This is a genomic window from Roseovarius atlanticus (genome assembly GCF_001441615.1).
Lineage (GTDB): Bacteria > Pseudomonadota > Alphaproteobacteria > Rhodobacterales > Rhodobacteraceae > Roseovarius > Roseovarius atlanticus.
Genome location: NZ_LAXJ01000003.1, coordinates 240472 through 261488 on the forward strand (window position 1 = coordinate 240472; position 21017 = coordinate 261488).

Here is a 21017-nt window from a genome sequence, read left to right on the forward strand (position 1 = left end):
CTTTAGGGTCGAACGGATCTTTTGTCAGGGATTGGGCTGAACCGATTGCGTACGATTATCTTGCATTACCACCTCTTCAAGAACGCGGGAACGTCGCTTGACGCCGTGCTCAAGCAGAATTTCGGTAACCGCTGGGTCACGCGGGAATTCCAGGGCCAGAACAACACGGGCCAAGTCGAGGACTGGATTCGATCAGAACCGGACGCGGTCGCGTTCTCGTCGCACACGATGATGGGACCGTTGCCGCAGGTCGACGGCGTGCGGATCGTGTCGGTCATGCTCTTGCGCGACCCTATTGCGCGGATCAAATCGGCCTACCGGTTCGAGCGGGATCAGGATGCAGAGACATTTGGGGCCGTGCTGGCCAAGCACACGGACCTGGAGGGGTATGTAAAGGTCAGGCTGGCGATGCCCAATGACCGGCAATGCCGCAATTTTCAGACCCACCGGCTTGCGAGCCTCGCGCCCGGTCCCGAGCCGGAGTTGGAGCGTGCCAAATCGGCGCTGGAGCGCTTGACTGTCGTGGGGGCGGTCTCTGACTTCGGCGCAATGCTAAGCAGGCTTTCCGACACCATTTCAGACGCCTATCCCGATTTCGATTGGACCGAGGAACGACGTAATGTGTCCAAGGGCGGGGAGCAAAGAGGCGGGGAAGACCCGGAATTGGTTGCGCTTCTGAAAGAGGTGAACCTGGACGACCAGATGTTAATGGCTGGAATGTGCTCAAAAAAGACTAGCGGCCAAGTTGCTCGTAAGATTCCTGGCGTCAAACAGGAGTCCAAGACTTGAGCTCTGCGTCCGAAACGAACGATCAACAGGTTTCAAGGACCCTTGAAGCTTTGCGCGCAGGTAACGCATGGATAAGCGATAGAGCGCTGCGCCGTTTTCAGATGAATATTGCGGAAACGGGCCGGTTCACGGTACCAGACCCGACCACTGGCGAGGAGTGCCAAGCGGAAGCGCATTATTACTGGCCTCAGAACGGATGTCTTTATTGGTTTTCTGGAACGACTGAACCGTTCTGTGTTGTTGCAGCGTCAGTGCGATTGGGGTGTCCCGTTCTGGCATTGGTGACACTTGAAAGTGTTTATACCGTAGCCGACAGTGAAGCGTCGCCCTTGATTGCGAAGGCCCAGGAGATCTTGGGAAACAACGTCTGCCCCGATGTCAGGGTCGATACGACTGCTCGCCCGTTGGTTTTCACAGGTCACACGAACTTTGCACATCATCTGTGGAACGAATTTCCCGGGCTTTGGCATCTCGCCCACTCGGTTTCGAACTTTGATGTTCGAATATTGCATGATCCAATGGGAAGTATCGTGGCGTTCTGCAAAGCCCACAAGATCTGCTTTGACGAGGTGGAACGAACAAACGCGGCACGAGGATGGCAGAGCCGTCCAACTTTGGTGCCTGGATCGGTTTTCTGTGATGGAGATGTCAAAACTGAATTGATGGAGCTTATCGGTGTGCCGTTAAGTTGGTCACCTTCGCCAGAACCAAAAATCTATATGACCGTTCGCGAAAGAGGTCGGACGCTTGAAAACCAGGTAGAAGTCCTAGCGCTTATTATCAATAAAGTGCTTGATTGCCGTCCAAATGCCGTTTTCTTGCTAGATGGCTTTTCGTTGCCGCAAGATTTCGAGCGACCAATCTACGATCCGGTTCGCTTGTCCTTTGAAGAACGAATTTCTGGAGCACAGCGCCTTATCGGTCAAATATCTGAAGCGTTGCCAAAAAAACAGTGCGCTCAAATGAGAGATTTAACCGGAATGACCTTAATTGGCTCTTTACATGAGATAGCGTCGTGCCACACATATCTCTGTCATGCCGGGACAATGCAACACAAGCCTGGATGGTTCTATTCGCTTCCCGGCGTTCTGCATGGCAATCGTGCGAGCATCCGTCCTGCCAGCTTACGCTGGACGGCTTCAATGGTCGAAGGCGCAGTAGCTCCGGAAGCCGTTGCGTCAAGATTTGTGGACGACCTCGGATTTACAGGATCTCTACAGAGCAACCCTCGAAATCGGGACTATAGTTTCAATGATCTGGAAGCGGCTGCTGAAAACATTACGGTCCAATTGATGCGGTTTTTGAATGTTGAGGCAGAAATTTCTTGAACTCACGGAAAATTGCATCGCGACTAGGTCACTTTTGCAAACGAAGACGCGTTGAGTGCACGCAAGATAGTCTGTGGCCAACCTAATGATTGTTCAGAAATTAAAAAAATTCATATCCCTACGGTAGAACTCCAAGACAAGTTTTTCGGTAGTCGGACTGCACGGGACGGTCGGTGTTGTAGATTTCAATTTGTGAACTGAGCGCGTTTGCAGTGGATTAGAAAGTGACTCGTTCAGATCTGAGGCCCAATTGGAGCCTATACCGTCCTCAAGACGAAAAATTCTCGCTCCCTCAACATAGAACTCCACTTGAGGGCGGATATGGTTATCAAAAATGAAGGGATTATCCTGATATTTTTCCAGGGTCGTTTCGATCCACATGTCCGGAGATGCTGACCCGGGATCGGAGTTACGCATCTTATACTCACTGAGTATGCGGTCGAGCGGATGACGCACGGTCATGAATATCAACTCGAACTTTCGAAGATTGAAGCATGATTCTAAGATTTCTGCGTGGTAGTGCTGTGGTGAGCACTTCATGGTCGGCGTCATTGCAGAGTACTTGGAAAACAAGAAGTAATGTTCGTAGCCGCTAGACAAGAAACGAGCTTCAATGGAAGAGCCACCGGTCTTGGGGACGTGTACATATAGAACAGCTGCTTGGTCCCTAAAAAAAACTGGCATTCATTAGACCTGTTTGTAGTTTTGGATGTTTAATCTTCGCTGAAGCAAGCCAGCCTAATGTGCCGCAAGGCCAGATCGACCTGTGATACGATTTCCAGCGCCGATCGTCAGTAAGCTGGTTATTGGAGGTATAACTTCAATTTTGCGCGTTCGACAATTGAGGGATGTCGGATTTTGTACCATGCGATGCGGGTGCTGCATCAGGTTAGAGCTACGGCTCTTGCCACTTTGCCGGCAACTTGAACCCTTCCGCCTCGATCTCGCGCTTGATCCGATCGATATCATCCGCGAACAGTCTGGGAAAATAATCTGGCATAGGATGGCTGACGCTTTCGGTGAAGCGGCGTTCGAGCAAGGGCTGGGGATAGTTGAAATGCGTGATTCCCAGGAAATCCTCGATTGACGCCAGCGTGCCGCGCTGGTCGGCGTGCAGGTCTTCGTAGAAGATGACCTTGCGCTGATCCGGTTTCAGACCCTCGCGCATTCGGCGCAGCACCGCGCCGTATTCGGCATTGTTCCAGATATGCGGTGTCCGCACGAAATTTTCGAACTCTCTTGGTCCCCATTCTTCAAGGTGGTGCAGGCCGCCCGTCATCTGCAGGTGAAACTTCGTATGGCTCCAGAGCCGTTTGACGGGATGGCGCATAGTGTACAGCACGCGCAACTGTTCGCAGCTGTCGGCGATCTGGGGCCATGCCTCGGCCGGGACGAAAGAGTGCAGATTGGAAAAGTCGCAGGCCCATTCCTGCGTATCGCGCAGATCAAAGAGGTTGCGGTACCAGAAATCATCGACGGGACGTTGAAGGTAGTTCGCCACCCAGTGCAGGTTGCCACGAATCCGGTCGATATTCGCCCGCTCGGGATCGAAGCGGAACAGGTAACGGTCCTTTGCCGTCTGAAGCCTGCGCCGTTCGCTGAGGTGCCGGCCATTCACGTACTTGTGGTAAAAGTAGTGAATTTCCTTCTCGAGCGTGAAATGAAGAGCGGGGTTGCGTTCCAACACGGCAAAAAGCCATGTGGTGCCGGCCTTCATCGCGCCAATGCTCAGGAAGAGCTTGCCGAAGATCTTTTCGTTCATCGTGCGAAAGGTCCCTTAGGAGTATCCGCCCGGCGTATATCGACTACGCCGGGAGGTAAAGGGGCCGATCAGAAGATGAAGTCGCTGGCATCCAGGTCGCTGAGGGACACGCCGTTGAGGATGATCAGATTGCCGTTTCCGGTGTCGATCTCGACATTGGCGCCCGCTTGCGTGGCCGCGCCGCTTGTGGCCGAACCGAGGTTCAGATCGGCCAGCGACGTGATCGAGGTGACCGCCTGAAGGTCGATCTTCTCGAACGTGTTCAGCGCATCGAAGTCGGCGACCGTATCCACCCCGTGGCCGTCTTGGAAGACGAAGGTGTCGGCGTTGAAATCTCCGAACATCAGGTCGTTGCCCGCGCCGCCGTCGATCGTGTCAAAGCCGGCATTCGCGCCGATGCGATCGTCGCCGCCACCGGCCTCGATCAGGTCATTGCCGATCTGGCCGTAGAAGGTGGTGCCGTCATCGCCGCCGCGCATCGTATCGTTGCCCGAGCCGCCGAACTGACCACCGAAGCCTTCGTAGTCTTCCAGCAGGTCGTCTCCAGCGCCGCCGAAGAGCCGGTCAAAGCCGCCTTCGCCGTTCAGCGTGTCGTTACCGTCTTCGCCGTAGAGGTTGTCGGCCTGCGCACCGCCATGGAGTTCGTCATCGCCGGTGCCGCCCTGCAGCAGGTCAAAGCCGACGCCGCCGAAGATCGTGTCGTTGCCCGCGCCGCCTTCGACGCCGTCAACAGATGTTCCGAAGTTGAAGCCTGCGTCGATCCAGTCGTTGCCGTCCCCACCAAAGAGACGGTCCGCGCCCGATCCGCCAAGCAGCGTGTCGTTGCCCGCGTCGCCATAGATCTGGTCTGCGCCGTCGCCGCCATCAAGATGGTCCTGATCGTTGCCGCCGCGCAGCAGGTCGGCCTGGCCTTCGCCAAGAAGCGTATCGTTGCCGTCGCCGCCGAGTATCGAGTCGAACCCGGTGCCTCCCAGCAGGCTGTCGTTGCCGCCGTTGCCGTTGAGGGTATCATTGCCGCCGAACCCGACGAGGAAGTCGCCGTTCGCTCCACCGTTGAGCGTGTCCGCTCCCGCGGTGCCAAAATCGGTGATGCCGGCCATCGATTCCAGCTGTGCGTAGGTCAGCGTGCCATCGGAGAACTGGATGAATTCCACATCGTCCGAGATGAAATCGACGCCGTCGCTGCCCCGGATCACCAGGCCGCTGCTGCCGTAGGTGTACCCGTTGAACGTGAACCCTGCATTGGTCTGGGTGATCACGACGCTGGACTGGGAGGTGGCGAGCACCGCGGTATCGGTGCCCGCGCCGCCGATCATGCCGTCGTCGCCGGCGCCGCCGTCCAACGTGTCATTGCCGCCTTCACCCAGCAGAACGTCGCTGCCTGCGCCACCGGCGATACCATCGTTGCCGCCGCGGCCATGGAAACCCTCGTCAGCTGCGCTGCCGAGAAGTGTGTCGTTGCCGTTGCTCGAGCCGCGTACCACCTCGATATTGCTGAGCGTATCCGTGAAGAGCCCGCCGAAATACGTGCCTGTCGCCGTGCCTGTCGTCAGGTTCACGCTGACAGCATCATACCCGTTACGGTCATAGCGGATGCGATCAACACCGCCCCCACCGTCCACCGTGTCGTTGCCGCCTTGTACGATGAACGTTTCGTCAAAACCACTGCCGAGAATTGAGTCGTTGCCGGTACTTGTCCGCAGGTCAATGTCGTAAGCGTTGTCTCCGGTGCTTGTCAGGTTGAGCTGGTCGGTAAAGCCGTCCTGCGTGATCGTGCCCGCGGTAAGGTCCGCCGTGACCGCGCCATTGCTGAAGATATATGACAGCCGCGCGTAACCCGTGCCCGTGAAGTTCAGGTTGAAGGTGTCATTGCCGTCTTCGCCGACAATATCCATCCATTGCTCGTCGCCCAGCGTCACGTTGAACGTGTCGGCTCCGGTGGTGCCGTTGATGCGCAAGCCTCCGGTTGTCCAGCCCGAGGCGAGCGGGTTGATCACGTCAATGATCGTATCGGTGCCTCCGGCGCCCGCATTGATGGACCCGGTGTTGTTGAGTCCGTTGATTGTAGCGGTGATCGGCGATGTGGAGAATGTGTAGTCAAGCGGCACCCAGCCGTCCACGATGTCCGACAGATCGAACGTGTCATTCCCGGCGCTGGAAAATATCGTGTCACCATTACCGTTATTTTCACCGGGGTTGATGGTATCATCGCCATCGAAACCGAAAAGAATGTCGGTGCCGAGACCACCATCAAGTGAATCGTTTCCCTGGCCGCCGAGCAGGGTGTCGGCACCTGACGTACCGATGGCAGTGATCGGCTGCGTGATCAATTCCAGCAGATCCTGGATTTCTGACATGTCGTACCCGAAGCCGGACGCTCCGCTGGCATCGAAAGTGATCGGACCATCACCGTTGAACAGCGCGGCCAAGCCGCTCAGATCATTGTTCGCCTCGATACTGAGCAGTGACTGGAGAAGGGTGGTGATTGGCCAGGAGATGCCCGAGACTGTCGCCTGTACCACATTGTTCTGCGAGAAGCTGAAGCCCGTGATCGTGCCTTGAACGGGGTCGCCACCAGAATTCACGAGCAGGTTAGTACCGGTGATCGTCGTGAACATTCCGGTATCGGAGTTTTCGAGTACGACTGTCGTGGTGACCTGATTTCGGGGACTGATTACCTCGACACTGTCGAGACTGTCGTTACTGTCAAAGAAAGCGTCCCCGAGAAAGCTGCTGTTTGTACCAAGAAAGTCGATTTGTGTCACGCGATCACTCCGTCAAATTTGCTAGAACTATCAAGACATCTACACAATAGATTGTGTTCGGCACAAGTTTTTAGGAGGAGAAAATCCACCTGTAGGGTACTTTCATCCATACGTTGTGGTATGGGCTGTTCGCGCAGTCAGAGGATGAAGTCGCTGGCGTCCAGGTCGCTGAGCGACACGTTTTCGAGGATGATGAGATTGCCGCCTCCGGTGTCGATCTCGACATTGGCACCCGCTTGCGTGGCCGCGCCGCTTGTGGTCGAACCGAGGTTCAGATCTGCCAGCGACGTGATCGAGGTGACGGCCTGAAGGTCAATCTTTTCCAGAGCGTTGAGTGCGTCGAAATCGCCGATCGTATCCACCCCGTGGCCGTCCTGGAAGACAAAGGTGTCAGCGTTGAAATCCCCGAACATCAGGTCGTTGCCCGCACCGCCGTCGATCGTGTCGAAACCTGCATTCGCGCCGATGCGATCGTCGCCGCCGCCCGCCTCGATCAGGTCATTGCCGATCTGGCCGTAGAAGGTGGTGCCGTCATCGCCGCCGCGCATCGTATCGTTGCCCGAGCCGCCGAACTGACCTCCGAAGCCTTCGTAGTCTTCCAGCAGGTCGTCCCCGGCGCCGCCGAACAGCCGGTCAAAGCCGGCTTCGCCGTTCAACGTGTCGTTGCCGTCTTCGCCGTAGAGGTTGTCGGCCTGCGCACCGCCATGGAGTTCGTCATCGCCGGTGCCGCCCTGCAGCAGGTCAAAGCCGACGCCGCCGAAGATCGTGTCGTTGCCCGCGCCGCCCTCGACCCCGTCAACAGACGTTCCGAAGTTGAAGCCTGCATCAATCCAGTCGTCGCCGTCGCCGCCATAGAGACGGTCCGCGCCCGATCCGCCAAGCAGCGTGTCGTTGCCCGCGTCGCCATAAATCTGGTCGGCGCCGTCGCCGCCATCGAGGTGGTCCTGATCGTTACCGCCGCTCAGGAAGTCGGCGAGGTCGCCGCCGTCCAGTTCGTCGTCGCCATCGCCGCCTTCGATCGTGTCGAACCCGGTGCCGCCATGGATCGTGTCGTTTCCTTCCCCGCCATTCACGCTGTCCTGCCCTGCGTTGGCAATGATGGAATTGGCCGCTGCGTTGCCGGTGATCGTGTCGTTGCCGGCACCTGTCATGAGGTTCTCGATGACCGTTCCGACCGCGATACCGATCTGACCGATCCGGTTGCCGATATCCGAGAACTCTCCGCCCTGCAGGTTGAAGTTGGCCGCCCTTCCGTTGCCCAGAAAGCTGAGGTCCAGCGTGTCGGTGCCGCCCTGATCATACAAGGTAAAGGCCATGGGTGTGCCGTCGGTGTTCGGACCTGCCCTGCCGGTGGCGAGCACGTTGAACAGATCGTCCAGGTAGTTGCCGACATTCGAGTTCAGCCCGAAGGTGGTGTCGCCCGCGGTCACCCCGTTTGCGCCCGGGGCGCCGTACATTTGCTGGATCGCCAGAATGTCGATCATCATGGGACCCGCCGCGTAGGCAAAGCTGGCCGGTTGAGTCGGATTGTCGGTCTGGCTGAAATACGACATCACCGACAAGTGCCAGCTGTCATTCGAGAAGGTGGCGTTGTTGGAATAGGTGACGGCCTGACCGTTGAAATTGTAGTCGCCCTGGTGGTTCAGGCCAAGCGCGTGGCCGAATTCATGCACGAAGGTCTGAAATGAATAGCTGTCGAGCGTCGTGCCCTGACTGTTGAACCAGCTGCTGTTGACGTTCAGTTCCACGCCATCGGTGTTGTCGCCCATGTTGGTGCTTGTCGACCCCGAGTTCGGGAAGAACGCGAACGCGCCAGGATCCTCGTCATCGACGGTGATCATCTCGTTGCCTTGCGTGCCATCGCTCTGGATCACGAAATTGACGTCAGCCACCATTTCCCAGGCGTCCATCGCCCATCGCGCCATCTGCTGACCCACCACCGTCAGGCCAGAGATGTCGACGGTGATCGCGGCGGCCTGCGCAGCCGAGAACGTGATGGGATAGAGGCCCTCGCCGACGATCAGGTAATCGGCGAGCTGGTCGTATGTTGCAACTGACGGCGGCGGTGGCGGTGTTGTTTCCTGGACGCTGACCCGATAGCTGCCGGTCTCGGTGCTATAGGCGTCAGCCTCGATATAGTAGGTCCCGGTATAGCCTGCTGTGAACACCAGTTCCGAGTTTAGATTGCTTGGGAAGCTGATATCGTCATTGAACGTGACAGGGTTCCCCGCGTTGTCGTAAATGGCAAGAAACGGATCGCTGAGAGTGATGCCGGTAAGCGAGATCTGATAGGCATCGCCCTGTGTCAGGTCGATCGCGATCCAGTCCTGATCCGTACCCGAGGCGATTGAGCCGTTGAACGTGTCGCCGATCGACATGGTGTAGCTCGTAAATGTGCCTTCCGCGGCATCGAAGCTTTCCGAGATCAACGCGGCGAGGGGTCCCTCCGCGGGCTGCACGCCCGGGTCGTGGCGCATCGGATCAAATGTCTGGGTCAGCCTGCAGATTGTACACATGTGGTCTTTGCTCGTTACTCTTTAAGTCCTCGACGCGGCTTTTCCGGCTTTTGCAACCTTCCGCGAAGGTTTGGAAGCTCGAACCTTTGCGGCTCTGCAGTGTTGCAAGGTTTCGCCGCTGTCGGTCTGGCGTCGCGGGGAATTTGACGATCCAGTTGGGCGTTTTTAGGGCAAAGATGCGGTGGTCTTGACTTATTGAGAATGACTTGCATATTCAATCTTACGCGCGGCAGGAAAGGTTATCCGAAATGCATCTCTCACGACGTCAGATCGTTTTAGGCGCATTGGTGGCGGGCACGTTCGCGGGCACACCGTTGCGCGCGCAATCGGGGCGTCTGTCAGTGGTCGCCACAACCGGCATGATCGGCGATGCGGCGCTGCGCGTCGGCGGCGACCATGTCGAGGTCAGGTCGCTGATGGGGGCCGGGGTGGACCCTCATTCCTATCGCCAGACCCGCACCGACATTCAGGCGGCGCTGCGCGCCGATATCGTGCTTTGGCATGGTCTGTACCTCGAGGCGCAAATGGAGGAATTCCTGCTTAAGCTGGGACAGCGCGGAACGGCCGTGCCGGTGGGCGAAAACGTCCCACGACAAGAGCGCATCGCCCATGAGGATTACGTGGACAAGTTCGATCCGCATGTCTGGATGGTGCCACAGCTGTGGGCGTATGTCGTGAACGGCGTGCGAGACGCGCTGAGCGCGGCCGCCCCGGAACGCGCGCAGGATTTCGCAGCCAATGCTGCCGCGTATCAGGCGGAGCTGACCAGGCTTGGAGAATACGCCAAGACCACTTTGGCCACCGTACCGCCATCTGCCCGCGTTTTGCTGAGTGCTCATGACGCGTTCGGTTATTTCGGAGCGGCTTTTGACTTCGACGTGATAGGTATCCAAGGCATATCGACCGAATCCGAGGCGGGCCTGAGCCGCATACGCACCCTTGTGGACATGCTGGTGGAACGTGACGTTCAGGCCGTCTTTGTCGAAACCTCGGTCAGTGATCGCAACGTGCGGGCTCTTGTCGAGGGCGCGGCGGCACGGGGGCACGCGGTGCGGATTGGCGGCGAACTTTTCTCGGACGCGATGGGCGAACCGGGCAGCTACGAAGGGACGTATATCGGGATGATCGACCATAATGTCACGACCATCGCGGACGCCTTGGGCGGGCGCGCTCCGGAGCGTGGAATGCAGGGTCGTCTGGCGGCGGCAAGCTGAGAGAATGAGCATGAAATTGGTCACACCGGAAACGCCTCAGACCGACCGTGAGGCGCTGGCGGCAAGCCCGCTCGCCATTCGTGGGCTGACCGTGTCCTATGCAGAGAAGCCCGCTGTCTTTTCCGTAGACGCGACCTTTCAGCCCGGAAAGATGACGGCCATCGTCGGCCCCAACGGTGCCGGCAAATCGACGATGCTGAAAGCGGCGCTTGGTATCGTGACACCCTTGTCCGGCCGGGTCACGGCCTGGGGCAATCCCCTGGACACCATGCGTGCCCGTATCGCCTATGTGCCACAGCGGGCCAGCGTAGATTGGGATTTCCCGACGCGTGTTCTCGATGTGGTGCTTATGGGTCAATACCGGCAGCTTGGCCTTCTGGGGCGCGTCAAGACAAGGCATATACAGACCGCCATAAATTGCCTGGAGCGCGTAGGTATGGACGGATTTGCCGATCGGCAGATCGGCCAGCTTTCGGGCGGTCAGCAGCAGCGCGTGTTTCTTGCGAGGGCGTTGGCGCAAGATGCCGACCTGTATCTGCTGGACGAACCCTTCGCCGGTGTCGACGCAGCAACGGAAACGGCGATTATCTCGGTCCTCAAATCCCTGCGCGAGCAAGGCAGGACTGTCGTGGCGGTGCATCATGATTTGTCGACCGTTGCCGATTACTTTGATTGGGTCTTTGTCATCAACACCAGCAAAGTGGCGGAAGGCCCGGTGGCAGAGGCGTTCACCCAGGCCAACCTGCAAGAGGCCTATGGCGGGCGGCTGGCCACGGCGCAGATCGGGGTCACGGGGTAAAGACGCCATGATTTGGGACGCGCTGACTTTGCAACTGGGCTACAACGCCACGCTGGTCACGGTCGGGGCGGCCCTTTTGGGCATGGCGGCCGGCGCCACGGGAAGTTTTCTGTTCCTGGGCAAGCGGGCGCTGGTCAGCGACGCGATCAGCCACGCCACGTTGCCGGGGGTCGCCCTGGCCTTTGTCGCCATGGTCGCGCTTGGCGGTGACGGGCGGGCCTTGCCCGGGTTGCTTGCGGGCTCGGCCCTGTCGGCGGCTGCGGGCCTTTTATGTGTCAGCGCCCTGACCAACCGCACACGCTTGTCCGAGGATGCGGCCATCGGTGCAGTGCTGTCGGTGTTTTTCGGTTTCGGGATCGTCCTGCTGACGGTGATCCAGTCGATGAGTTCCGGGCGGCAGGCCGGATTGGAGAGTTTCCTGTTGGGCTCGACCGCGGGAATGTTGTGGCAGGATGCCATGGTGATCGCCATAGGCGGCGCGGTCGTTCTGGCGTTGGTTGCGCTGCTGCGGCGGCCGATGACGATGGTCGCCTTCGATCGGGAGTTCGCCGCCGGCGCGGGGATGAACGTGCCCCGCATAGAACTGGCGATGATGGGCCTGGCGCTGGCGATCACCGTGGTCGGTCTGAAGATCGTGGGTTTGATCCTGATCGTGGCGTTGCTGATCATACCGGCGGTGGCGGCGCGGTTCTGGACCGACCGGGTGGGTCACGTGGTGATCCTGGCCGGGCTGGTCGGCGGCGTGGCGGGATATTGCGGGACGGCCCTGTCGGCTACGGCGCCGGCGCTGCCGACGGGGCCGATCATCGTTCTGGTGTCGTTCGCCCTGTTCGCGCTGTCGCTTGTCGCGGCGCCGAACCGCGGCGTTCTGGCGGCCGTGCTGCGCCACCGTAGGTTTCAGGCAAGGGTTCACGTGCGGCAGGGATTGCTGGCACTGGCGCAGGGCCAACCGATCTACGAAGGGCTGACATTGCGGCTTATGCGTCGCAGGGGCCTGATCCGGCCGGATGGTGTGGCGACCGACCAGGGCCAAGCGCAAGCGGCGGCGGCGCTGCGTGACGAGCGGCGCTGGCAGGCTTTGCGCTCGGACCCGGCGCACGAAGAGGCCGCGGCAAGCTATGACGGTCTGACGCCGCTGGATGACATTCTGACGCCCGACCAGCTGACGGCGCTTGACGAGGGGTTGCGCCCGAAGGAGGTGCCGTGATGGGCGAAGAGTTCGTCGTTCTGTCCCTGGCGCCGATTGTCATCGGGATCTGCGCCGCCGTGGCCTGTGCGATCCCCGGAAACTTTTTGTTGCTGCGGCGGCAGGCCCTGATCGGGGACGCGATCAGCCACGTCGTCCTGCCCGGGATCGTGGTGGCCTTCCTGCTGACCGGCGTAGTTTCGGCATGGCCGATGATGCTGGGCGCGGGGGCCGCGGCGCTTGTCGCTGTCGGCTTGATCGAAGCTATCCGTCGCCTGGGCAAGATCGAACCGGGCGCGGCCATGGGGGTGGTGTTCACGGCGATGTTCGCGGGCGGTGTTCTGCTGCTGGAGCAGTCCGACACGTCCTCGGTACATCTGGACGTCGAACATGCGCTTTACGGCAACCTTGAGAGCCTGATCTGGCTGGATGCGGTGGGCTGGTCGTCCCTGTGGGACATCGAGGCCCTGCGCGGCCTGCCGCCGGAACTGCCGCGCATGGCACTGACCCTGGCATTCGTCTCCGTGTTGACATGGGTGTGCTGGCGGCCTTTGAAGCTGTCGACCTTCGACGAGGGGTTTGCCCGCACCATGGGCTTGCCGGTCGGTGCAATCGGGTTGGCGCTGGTGGTCGTGGCGGCCATCGCGGCGGTGGCGGCGTTCGACGCGGTCGGCTCGATCATCGTGATCGCGATGTTCATCTGCCCGCCCGCCGCGGCCCGGATGATGACCAACGGGCTGGAGGCGCAGGTGGCATGGTCGGTCCTCTTCGCAGTGATTTCGGCGGTTTTGGGGTACGTGCTGGCGGGGTATGGACCTTTGTGGCTGGGCTTCGACGATGCGGTCAGTGCCGCGGGCATGATTGCCACGGTGTCCGGTGTGATCCTTGCATTGGCCGCCATGTTCGGACCTTGCCGACATCGCAGCGGCGCAAGGGCGGAGCCGTCCTAGCTTTCGGCAAGGCCCAGTGCCCCGCCAAGCGCGGCAAGTCCGGGTCCGACAAGGTCGTCCGGGGCGAGCGCGGTCGCAGGCGCGCCCTGAGCCGCGAGCGCAGCCATGTGCGGCGCCGGTGTGGCGCTGATAACCAGCACTTCCTGCCCCAGCCAGTAGGGCCGGGTCGCCGCCAGTTCCGCACCCAGAAGGTGCCCCGTGAGCGCGGCGCGGTCGCCCTTGATTTCTGCTTGCCGAAGATGCGCCGCCAGACGTTCGGGGCGGCTGAGCGTGTCGGCCAGGGCGTCCGTATCTGCCGAAGCGGCGCCGCCAAGCGCGTTGATCAGGCGGGGCGTCAGAACAGTCTGGGCGCTAACCGCCTCGTCCGCGCTGATGTGAATCCAGTGGGTCACGTCGCCTTGGGTGGCGCAGATCACGCCGTCCCAGTGTGGCCGGGAGGCAAGTGCACCGGCGATCCAGAGGCGTACCGATGCGGCGATGATATCGGGTGGCGAGGTCTGTTCCAACGCTGGCAGGCCACTTGTACCTTGTGGCAAGACGGCGGCGGGCAGGCGATCGGGCGGACCGTCGCCCAGCCGCACCACGCGCGGTGCATCACCGAGATCGGCGCGAACCGCCTCTTCGGTTTGGGCACTGACCCGCCGTTCAAGGCGTGCCCCGTCGAGCAGATATCCAGCCGTGCCTGAACTTTCCGGGATCAGCGCGATCCAGCGGGTCATCGTGCCTGCATCTGGCGCACCAGAGGGGCGACGTCGTAGCCCGCCTTGCCTGCACGGGCGATGATCTCGTCATCCTCGCGCCGGCCATGTTCGACCGCTGCCCAGAGCATGGTGCATCGCGTGCCGCTGCGGCAATAGGCCAGAATCGGCTTCGGCAGTTCCGTCAGCGCCTGATCGAACGCGGCGAGGGCCTCGGGCGTGATCATGCCCGAGGTGATTGGCACGCAGCGCACTTCGAGCCCCTCGGCCCGCGCGGCAGCTTCGATTGCCTCGAACTCGGGCTGGCCAAGCTCTTCGCCATCCGGGCGGTTGCAGAGGATCGAGTGAAACCCCGCGCCGGCGATTTCCCTGATATGGGCGGCGTCGATCTGTGGCGAGACGGCGAATTCCTTGGTCAGGGGGCGAATGTCCATGGTCTGGCTCCTGTTCGGGTCGTGCCCATATGGGCAAAAACCGGGCGGGAATTCAATGGCGGCTTCGTTGACATTCGCGCAGCAGGCCCCAAGGCTGCAAAGCGAATTCGGGAGAGCGTGACGATGAGCCAATGGGAATTCTGGATCGACCGGGGCGGGACGTTTACCGACGTGGTGGCACTGGACCCGGACGGCGCGGTGCATACCCACAAGCTGTTGTCCGAGAATACCGAACGGTATCGCGATGCCGCCGTGCAGGGCATCCGCGAGGTGATGGGCGTCGAGGGGGAGTTTGCCGACGGGTCCATCGCCGCGGTGAAGATGGGCACGACGGTGGCCACCAATGCACTGCTCGAGCGCAATGGCGAGCGGGTACTGCTGGTAATTACCAAGGGGTTTCGTGATCTGCTGAAGATCGGCTACCAGGCGCGGCCGCGCCTGTTTGATCTGGCCATCAGGCGGCCGGACCTGCTTTACGAAAACGTCGTCGAGATGGACGAGCGGCTGGATGCCGAGGGCGCGGTCGTGCGCGACCTTGACGAGGCGCCGGTGCGCGAGGCGCTGCAAGAGGCCCACGATGCGGGCATCCGGGCCGTGGCCATCGCTGGGCTGCACGCCTACCTCAATCCCGATCACGAGGATCGCGTGGCCGAAATGGCGCGCGAAATCGGTTTCACCCAGATTTCGACCAGCGCGGATGTCTCGCGCCTGGCCAAGCTGGTGGGACGGGGCGATACCACGGTGGTGGACGCCTATCTGTCGCCGATCCTGCGGCGCTATGTCGACCAGGTGGCCGATGCGCTGGACCTGGGCCGCGCGTGCCAGCGCCTGCTGTTCATGCAGTCGAACGGCGGGCTGACCGAGGCGCGGCGGTTCCAGGGGCGCGACGCGATCCTGTCGGGGCCGGCGGGCGGCATTGTCGGCATGGCGGCCACGGGCGAAGCTGCCGGGTTCGACAAGCTGATCGGGTTCGACATGGGCGGCACGTCGACGGATGTCAGCCACTATGCCGGCAGCTACGAGCGGTCGTTCGAGACGGAAGTGGCCGGCGTCAGGATGCGCGCGCCGATGATGGACATCCACACCGTCGCGGCGGGCGGTGGCAGCATCTGCAAGTTCGAGGATGGCCGGTTCCAGGTCGGCCCCGAAAGCGCGGGCGCCGACCCCGGCCCGGCGTGTTATCGCCGGGGTGGCCCGCTGGCGGTGACCGATTGCAACGTGATGCTGGGCAAGCTGAACCCCGATCATTTTCCGGCCGTCTTTGGCCCCAATGGCGATGCGCCGCTGGATGCGGACGTTGTGCGCGAAAAGTTCGCCGCCCTGTCCGAAACCGTCGCGCAAGAGACGGGAGAGGCACCGCGCAGCCCCGAGGATATGGCCGAGGGCTTCCTGCGCATCGCCGTCGACAACATGGCCAACGCGATCAAGAAGATCAGCGTGCAGCGCGGCCACGACGTGACGGGCTATACCCTGCAATGCTTCGGCGGTGCGGGCGGGCAGCACGCCTGCCTGGTGGCTGATGCGCTGGGCATGACGCGGGTGATGATTCATCCCTATGCCGGTGTGCTGTCGGCCTTCGGCATGGGCCTGGCCGAGATCAAGTCGATGAAAGAGGCACAGATGGATGTGCCTTTGAAACAGATCGAGACGGCGCTGGCACGGGCGCGGGACATGGCCGCGGATGCCTCCGCTGAGGTGGAGACACAAGGCGGCACGGACGTCGCGACAACAACGCGGCTGCATCTGCGCTACGATGGCTCGCACCAGGCACTGCCGGTCGAGGCAGAGGCCGAAGACGACGCGCGAGCCGCCTTTGAGACGGCGCACAAGGCGCGGTTCGGTTTTGCCTCGCCCGACCGGGCCGTGGTGATCGAGATGATCAGCGTCGAGGCCACCGGCAAGAGCGGAATCACCCCCGCGCCGCCGGTGCCGCAGGGCGACGGGCAGGCCATCGCGCAGGTGCCGGTCTACACCGACGGTGATTGGCAGGACGTGCCGATCCACGATCGCGGGACGCTGGGCCCGGACGCACGCGTCAAGGGGCCGGCCATCGTCGCCGAGCCCACAGGCACCAATATCGTCGAACCCGGATGGGCCGCGCGGGTGGACCCGCTGGGAAACCTGATCCTCGACCGGGTCGAGGCCAAGGCGCGGGACCACGCGGCGGGCACGCAGGTCGATCCGGTGCTGCTGGAAGTGTTCAACAACCTGTTCATGTCGGTTGCCGACCAGATGGGCGCGACTCTGGCCAACACGTCGTGGTCGGTCAACATCAAGGAACGGTTGGATTTCTCCTGCGCGATCTTCGACGCCGAGGGAGAGCTGGTGGCCAATGCGCCGCACGTGCCGGTGCATCTGGGTTCGATGTCGGACAGCATCAAGACGGTGATGCGTCTGAACCCGGATGTGAAGCCGGGCGATGCCTATATGCTGAATTCGCCCTTCAAGGGCGGCACGCATTTGCCGGACGTGACGGTGGTGACGCCGGTCTTTATCGAAGGCAGGCCGGTCTTCTGGCTGGGCAGCCGAGGGCACCACGCCGATATCGGCGGGCGCACGCCCGGCAGCGCGCCGCCCGACAGCCGCCACATCGACGAAGAGGGCGTGCTGATCGACAACGTCAAGCTCTTGGCCGAGGGGGAGTTTCAGTTGGCGGAGGCAGAGGCTGTCCTGTCATCGGGCAAGTACCCGTGCCGCAACATCCCGCAGAACCTGGCCGACTTGCAGGCGCAGGTGGCGGCGAACGAAACCGGCCGGCAGGAGCTTTTGAAGGTCGTCGACCAGTTCGGCCTCGACGTTGTGCAGGCCTATATGCGCCACGTGCAGGACAATGCCGAGGAAAGCGTGCGGCGGGTGATTGACAAGCTGACCGACGGCCAGTTCACCTATCCGATGGACCACGGCGCGACGATCGAGGTGCGCGTCAGCGTGGACCGGGACGCACGCGAGGCGACCATTGATTTCACCGGCACCTCGGCGCAGCACGAGGGCAACTACAACGCGCCGAAGTCGATCTGCCGCGCCGTGGTCTTGTACGTGTTCCGCACGATGGTGGGCGCGGACATCCCGCTGAACGAGGGGTGCCTGAAACCGCTGAACATCATCATCCCGGATGGCTCGATGCTGAACCCAGTCTATCCGGCGGCGGTGATCTCGGGCAACACCGAGGTCAGCCAGGCGACCTGCAACGCTCTTTATGGCGCGCTGGGGGTGATCGCGGGGTCTCAGGCGACGATGAACAATTTCGTTTGGGGCAATGACGATTTCCAGAATTACGAGACCATTGCGGGCGGCACTGGCGCCGGCCCCGGCTTCGACGGATGCGATGCGGTGCAAAGCCACATGACCAACACGCGCATGACGGATCCCGAAGTGCTGGAAAAACGCTTTCCGGTGCGGCTGGAGTCGTTCACGATCCGTCCCGGCTCGGGCGGTGCGGGCCAGTGGCGCGGCGGGCATGGCGTTTATCGCACCATGCGGTTTCTGGAGCCCGTGACTGTGACCACCCTGAGCAACCACCGGATCATTCCGCCCTTTGGCGGCGACGGGGGCGCGCCCGGAAAGGTCGGGCGCAACTGGGTCGAGATGCCGGACGGCGCGGTGCGCGAAATGGCCGGGAATGACGAGATCGACCTGCCGGAAGGCGCGATTTTCGGGATGGAGACGCCCGGTGGTGGAGGTTGGGGAGAACCCTCTGCATAAAAGGGCAAGGCGTGTTACAGTTGAAGCCTCAAGTTCTCAGACCATCAAAAAGGGAGGAGCGAAGCCCATGACCGACAAGGACGCCTACACCAAGAAGCTCGAGGCACAGATGAAGGAGTGGCAGGCCAATATCGACAAGATGCGCGCGCAGGCCGAAAAGGCCCAGGCGGATGCGCAGGTTCAGTACGAAGAGCAATTGAAAGATCTTCGTGCGAAGCGTGACGAGATGCAGGCCAAGCTGGACGAGTTGCAGCGCAACCAGTCGGCGGCCTGGAACGACGTGAAGGCCGGTGCCGACAAGGCGTGGGACGACATGTCAAAGGCGATGCAGGACGCGTGGAAGCGGTTCAGCTGAGGTGCGGACGCCCCTGCATCAGTAATACCGCAACTCGGTCGCCTTGCCGCGAAAGATCACGTAGGACAGAACCGTGTAGCCGATGATCATCGGCAGGACCACAAGCGTGCCGACGAGGATGATCATCAGGCTTTCCGGCGCGCTTGCGGATTCGTATATCGTCAGGCGCTCGGGCACCACGTAGGGATAGAACGAATACGCCATGCCGATGAAGCCAAGCGTGAAAAGGGCGATGGTCACGGCAAAGGGCGCGGCGCAGAGCGCGTCGCTTTCGCGCGGAAGGGTGCGCAGGAGCCTCCAAAGCAGAAAGATCAGGCCCGCTGACACCAGAGGCAGCGGCACGAGGAAATAAAGCTCTGGCAACGTGAACCATTTGTCGAAGATCCGGGTGCTGACAAAGGGCGAGGCCAGCGATACGGCCCCGAGCCCCAGAACCACGCCCCAGATCCCGCCCTGCGCCCATTTGATCGCCTTGACCTGCAAATCGCCCTCGGCCTTCAGGATCATCCAGGTCGCGCCGATGAACGAATAGGCCACCGTCAGGAAGACAGCCGTGATCGTTGCGAAAACAAGGGTAAACGGCGTCAACGCAAGCCCCATGACATAGAGCCCCAGCATGAACCCCTGGGCCAGCGACGCCATCAGGCTTCCTATCCAGAAGGAAAAGTCCCAAAGCCGCTTGCGCCGTGCCGGAGCCTTGGCGCGGAATTCGAACGCGACGCCCCGCAGGATCAGCCCCACCAGCATGAGGGCGACCGGCAAGTAGAGGGTTGTCAGGATTACGCCATGCGCGGTCGGAAAGGCCACAAGCAGGATGCCGATGGCCAGAACCAGCCAGGTCTCGTTGGCGTCCCAGAACGGACCGATCGAGGCGACCATTCGATCCTTTTCGGCGTCGGTAGCGAAGGGAAACAGCACCCCGATCCCAAGATCGAACCCGTCGAGGCAGACATAGATCAGGATCGACAGGCCCATGAGACCGGCAAAGGCCAGGGGCAACCAGATTGCGGGATCGCCGAACGTGTTCATGTGTCTACTCCGCCGGGGTCGGGTTCAGCCCCGGCATGTCGGGACGGCCACGTTTTTTCGCATCTTGCCCGGCGCAGGCGAGATAGTAGAGCACGCCGATATAGGCCAAAAGCAGGGCGACATAGACCGAAAGGTAGATGATCAGCGTCGTCGCCACCATCGGCCCGGGCACTTCGGCCACGGCCTGTTCGGTGGTCATCACGCCGCTGACCAGCCACGGCTGCCGCCCGATCTCGGTCGTGTACCAGCCCGCGAGCGTGGCGACCCAGCCGGAAAAGGCCATGGGAACCAGCGCCAGCAGAAGCGGCTTTGGCAGGCCCTCGGGGCCGCGACGCCGGAAGGCCATGAAGCCCACGGCGGCCCAGCTGAGCAGCAGCATCGCCATGCCGGTGCCGACCATGATGCGGAAGCCATAGAAGACGGGCGCGACCGGAGGATGCATCTTGGTTCCATCCTCGGCGACAAAGTCATTCAGGCCGGGGACCTCGCCATCGGCGTGGTGCGTGAGGATGATCGACGCAAGGTTCGGGATGCCGATTTCGGCACGGTTCTCGCGTGCGGTTTCATCGGGGATCGCGAACAGCAGTAGTGGCACATTGGTGTCGGTGTTCCAGTTGCCTTCCATCGCGGCCACCTTGGCGGGCTGGTGTTCCAGCGTGTTGAGCCCGTGCACGTCGCCCGCGAGGATCTGCAACGGGATAAGCAATGCGCCAAGGCCCAGACCGGTGACCAGTGACACCCGCACGTCGCCGCCCTTGTCCCCGCGCAGCCAGCGCAAGGCGGACAGACCGGCCAGAAGGAACGCAACCGTCAGGCCCGAGGCCAGCAGCATGTGCACCACCCGGTAGGGCATGGACGGGTTGAAGATGATCGCAAGCCAATCCGTCGCGTGCGCCACGCCGTCGCGCATCTCGAACCCGGCTGGCGTATGCATCCAGCTGGACAGAACCAGGATCCAGAAGGCCGACATGGTCGTGCCGAACGCAACCAGGAACGTGGCCAGCGTGTGCAGCCAGCCCGGAACGCGGCTCATGCCGAAAAGCATGATGCCAAGGAACACGGCTTCGAGAAAGAAGGCGGTCATGACCTCGTAGGCCAAAAGCGGTCCGGCGATGTTGCCGACCGTCTCCATGAAGCCGGGCCAGTTGGTGCCGAACTGAAAGGACATGGTGATGCCCGAGACGACGCCAAGGCCGAAGCTGAGCGCGAACACCTTCACCCAGAACCGGTAGGCATCCATCCAGCGTTCCTCGCCGCTGCGATTGAAGCGCAGCTTGAAGTAGAAAAGCACCCATCCCAAGGCGATCGTGATCGTGGGAAACAGGATGTGGAACGAGATGTTTGCACCGAACTGGATGCGTGAAAGCAGAAGTGTGTCCATGACCCTAAAGCTGACATGTTGCGACGGATGTCTTGATCCGACAGGTGTCAATTTAGGGTTCGGCACGCGATTATCCGCCCAATGCGACCAGAAAGCGCAGTAATAGCGG

The 21017-nt window shown here is 61.3% G+C and carries 16 protein-coding genes; 8 read left to right on the top strand and 8 right to left on the bottom strand.

The window, feature by feature from the left end; all coding sequences use genetic code 11:
* The first annotated feature begins 45 nt into the window (after positions 1 to 45).
* Positions 46 to 789, top strand: a complete 744-nt coding sequence (locus XM53_RS04610; RefSeq protein WP_057790757.1) for a sulfotransferase family 2 domain-containing protein — start codon at positions 46 to 48, stop codon at positions 787 to 789.
* Positions 786 to 2117, top strand: coding sequence for a hypothetical protein (locus tag XM53_RS22960; protein ID WP_144435453.1), 1332 nt, complete (start codon positions 786 to 788; stop codon positions 2115 to 2117). Before XM53_RS04610 ends, XM53_RS22960 begins: the two co-directional genes overlap by 4 nt.
* A gap of 93 nt (positions 2118 to 2210) precedes the next feature.
* On the opposite strand, the gene XM53_RS24040 is transcribed toward XM53_RS22960, so the two are convergent.
* The 4 genes from XM53_RS24040 to XM53_RS04625 form a co-directional block, all read right to left on the bottom strand.
* Positions 2211 to 2801, bottom strand: coding sequence for a sulfotransferase family 2 domain-containing protein (locus XM53_RS24040; protein ID WP_082630743.1), 591 nt, complete (start codon positions 2799 to 2801; stop codon positions 2211 to 2213).
* Between the two features lie 211 nt (positions 2802 to 3012).
* A complete protein-coding gene (locus XM53_RS04615) occupies positions 3013 to 3879 on the bottom strand; it encodes a sulfotransferase (RefSeq protein WP_057790758.1) in 867 nt (288 codons plus the stop codon).
* A 68-nt stretch (positions 3880 to 3947) separates the two neighbouring features.
* Positions 3948 to 6644, bottom strand: a complete 2697-nt coding sequence (locus XM53_RS04620) for a calcium-binding protein (RefSeq protein ID WP_144435454.1) — start codon at positions 6642 to 6644, stop codon at positions 3948 to 3950.
* 137 nt (positions 6645 to 6781) lie between these two features.
* The gene (locus XM53_RS04625; protein WP_057790762.1) at positions 6782 to 9160 is read right to left on the bottom strand and encodes a M10 family metallopeptidase C-terminal domain-containing protein; all 2379 of its coding nucleotides are present in this window, start codon (positions 9158 to 9160) and stop codon (positions 6782 to 6784) included.
* Between the two features lie 248 nt (positions 9161 to 9408).
* Between XM53_RS04625 and XM53_RS04630 the strand changes: the two genes are divergently transcribed.
* From XM53_RS04630 to XM53_RS04645, 4 genes are read left to right on the top strand one after another with little or no spacing between them, the layout of a single operon-like run.
* Entirely contained in the window at positions 9409 to 10374 is a 966-nt protein-coding gene (locus tag XM53_RS04630; RefSeq protein ID WP_057790764.1) for a metal ABC transporter solute-binding protein, Zn/Mn family, read from the top strand.
* 10 nt (positions 10375 to 10384) lie between these two features.
* Positions 10385 to 11173, top strand: a complete 789-nt coding sequence (locus XM53_RS04635) for a metal ABC transporter ATP-binding protein (protein ID WP_144435455.1) — start codon at positions 10385 to 10387, stop codon at positions 11171 to 11173.
* 7 nt (positions 11174 to 11180) lie between these two features.
* Positions 11181 to 12380 carry a metal ABC transporter permease gene (locus XM53_RS04640; protein ID WP_057790768.1) on the top strand — a complete coding sequence of 400 codons (1200 nt, stop codon included), beginning with the start codon at positions 11181 to 11183 and terminating at the stop codon, positions 12378 to 12380.
* Entirely contained in the window at positions 12380 to 13309 is a 930-nt protein-coding gene (locus tag XM53_RS04645; RefSeq protein WP_408006048.1) for a metal ABC transporter permease, read from the top strand. Before XM53_RS04640 ends, XM53_RS04645 begins: the two co-directional genes overlap by 1 nt.
* Here XM53_RS04645 and XM53_RS04650 read toward each other — a convergent pair.
* Positions 13306 to 14028 carry a 2-dehydro-3-deoxygalactonokinase gene (locus XM53_RS04650; RefSeq protein WP_057790771.1) on the bottom strand — a complete coding sequence of 241 codons (723 nt, stop codon included), beginning with the start codon at positions 14026 to 14028 and terminating at the stop codon, positions 13306 to 13308. The two genes, XM53_RS04645 and XM53_RS04650, sit on opposite strands and share 4 nt — an antisense overlap.
* Entirely contained in the window at positions 14025 to 14441 is a 417-nt protein-coding gene (locus XM53_RS04655; protein ID WP_057790773.1) for a TIGR01244 family sulfur transferase, read from the bottom strand. Before XM53_RS04655 ends, XM53_RS04650 begins: the two co-directional genes overlap by 4 nt.
* A gap of 123 nt (positions 14442 to 14564) precedes the next feature.
* Here XM53_RS04655 and XM53_RS04660 point away from each other — a divergent pair, with 123 nt between their 5' ends.
* The gene (locus tag XM53_RS04660; protein ID WP_057790775.1) at positions 14565 to 18143 is read left to right on the top strand and encodes a hydantoinase B/oxoprolinase family protein; all 3579 of its coding nucleotides are present in this window, start codon (positions 14565 to 14567) and stop codon (positions 18141 to 18143) included.
* Between the two features lie 67 nt (positions 18144 to 18210).
* Complete coding sequence (locus XM53_RS04665) at positions 18211 to 18498, top strand: sll1863 family stress response protein (RefSeq protein WP_057790777.1); 288 nt, start codon at positions 18211 to 18213, stop codon at positions 18496 to 18498.
* Between the two features lie 18 nt (positions 18499 to 18516).
* On the opposite strand, the gene XM53_RS04670 is transcribed toward XM53_RS04665, so the two are convergent.
* A complete protein-coding gene (locus XM53_RS04670; protein ID WP_057790779.1) occupies positions 18517 to 19527 on the bottom strand; it encodes a cytochrome d ubiquinol oxidase subunit II in 1011 nt (336 codons plus the stop codon).
* A gap of 4 nt (positions 19528 to 19531) precedes the next feature.
* Positions 19532 to 20908, bottom strand: coding sequence for a cytochrome ubiquinol oxidase subunit I (locus tag XM53_RS04675; RefSeq protein WP_057790781.1), 1377 nt, complete (start codon positions 20906 to 20908; stop codon positions 19532 to 19534).
* Between the last annotated feature and the right edge of the window lie 109 nt (positions 20909 to 21017).

Excerpts from the sequence above, each read along its gene's own strand:
- XM53_RS24040 (WP_082630743.1), bottom strand. The coding sequence starts at position 2,801 with ATGCCAGTTTTTTTTAGGGACCAAGCAGCTGTTCTATATGTACACGTC.
- XM53_RS04615 (WP_057790758.1), bottom strand. The coding sequence starts at position 3,879 with ATGAACGAAAAGATCTTCGGCAAGCTCTTCCTGAGCATTGGCGCGATG.
- XM53_RS04625 (WP_057790762.1), bottom strand. The coding sequence starts at position 9,160 with ATGTGTACAATCTGCAGGCTGACCCAGACATTTGATCCGATGCGCCAC.
- XM53_RS04630 (WP_057790764.1), top strand. The coding sequence starts at position 9,409 with ATGCATCTCTCACGACGTCAGATCGTTTTAGGCGCATTGGTGGCGGGC.
- XM53_RS04635 (WP_144435455.1), top strand. The coding sequence starts at position 10,385 with ATGAAATTGGTCACACCGGAAACGCCTCAGACCGACCGTGAGGCGCTG.
- XM53_RS04640 (WP_057790768.1), top strand. The coding sequence starts at position 11,181 with ATGATTTGGGACGCGCTGACTTTGCAACTGGGCTACAACGCCACGCTG.
- XM53_RS04645 (WP_408006048.1), top strand. The coding sequence starts at position 12,380 with ATGGGCGAAGAGTTCGTCGTTCTGTCCCTGGCGCCGATTGTCATCGGG.
- XM53_RS04650 (WP_057790771.1), bottom strand. The coding sequence starts at position 14,028 with ATGACCCGCTGGATCGCGCTGATCCCGGAAAGTTCAGGCACGGCTGGA.
- XM53_RS04655 (WP_057790773.1), bottom strand. The coding sequence starts at position 14,441 with ATGGACATTCGCCCCCTGACCAAGGAATTCGCCGTCTCGCCACAGATC.
- XM53_RS04660 (WP_057790775.1), top strand. The coding sequence starts at position 14,565 with ATGAGCCAATGGGAATTCTGGATCGACCGGGGCGGGACGTTTACCGAC.
- XM53_RS04665 (WP_057790777.1), top strand. The coding sequence starts at position 18,211 with ATGACCGACAAGGACGCCTACACCAAGAAGCTCGAGGCACAGATGAAG.
- XM53_RS04670 (WP_057790779.1), bottom strand. The coding sequence starts at position 19,527 with ATGAACACGTTCGGCGATCCCGCAATCTGGTTGCCCCTGGCCTTTGCC.
- XM53_RS04675 (WP_057790781.1), bottom strand. The coding sequence starts at position 20,908 with ATGGACACACTTCTGCTTTCACGCATCCAGTTCGGTGCAAACATCTCG.